Source organism: Acidovorax sp. GW821-FHT11A03 (genome assembly GCF_058809075.1).
Map to the genome: position 1 here is coordinate 1 of NZ_JBXASG010000020.1, position 546 is coordinate 546.

1 protein-coding gene is annotated in these 546 nt (G+C 59.2%); it reads left to right on the top strand.

Going from position 1 to position 546, the window contains the following annotated elements:
- Positions 1-151: 151 nt before the first annotated feature.
- Positions 152-439 carry a DUF4148 domain-containing protein gene (locus AC1RVY_RS26500; protein ID WP_492809135.1) on the top strand — a complete coding sequence of 96 codons (288 nt, stop codon included), beginning with the start codon at positions 152-154 and terminating at the stop codon, positions 437-439.
- Positions 440-546: the final 107 nt, after the last annotated feature.

The window sequence follows — 546 nt, forward strand, 5'->3', positions numbered from 1 at the left end:
TGGTTTTTCTTCGCGTCCCATCCACGTACAGTTCATCCCATCGATGAGCCGAACCCGCAAGGCGACTCACCGAACCCGGTTTGAAGCAGTTGTCACTTTCCGCTTTGTCCCGGTTTTTCTGAGACGCTTTTTAATTTCAAGGATTTTCATCATGAACAAGACCGCCCACTTCCTCTCCATCGCCGCCGTGGCTGCTTTCGCTTCTTTCGGTGCCCAGGCCGACGAAGCCGATGCCTCGCAGTTCGCCACGAAGTTCGAGACGAACCGCACCCGCGCCGAAGTGGCCGCCGAAGCCGCCACCGTGGCCCAGACCCGCTCCATCGAGCCCGCAGGTTCGCGTGTGGTGACGTATCAATCCACGGCCGACCGCGCCGCCGTGCGTGCCCAGGCCGCCGATGCCGTGCGCACCGGCCAGATCCCTTCGGGTGAGCGTGGTTGATCAGCGCTTGATTCGCTGAATCCAGGCCCTCTCCTGCTGCGTATTTCCAAGTACATCGCCCTCATTTTTTTGAATTTCACCGGAGTTTCACCATGAACAAGACCGCA

Bases quoted from the DNA above. Each gene is read 5' to 3' on its own strand.
- AC1RVY_RS26500 (WP_492809135.1), top strand. From the start codon at position 152: ATGAACAAGACCGCCCACTTCCTCTCCATCGCCGCCGTGGCTGCTTTC.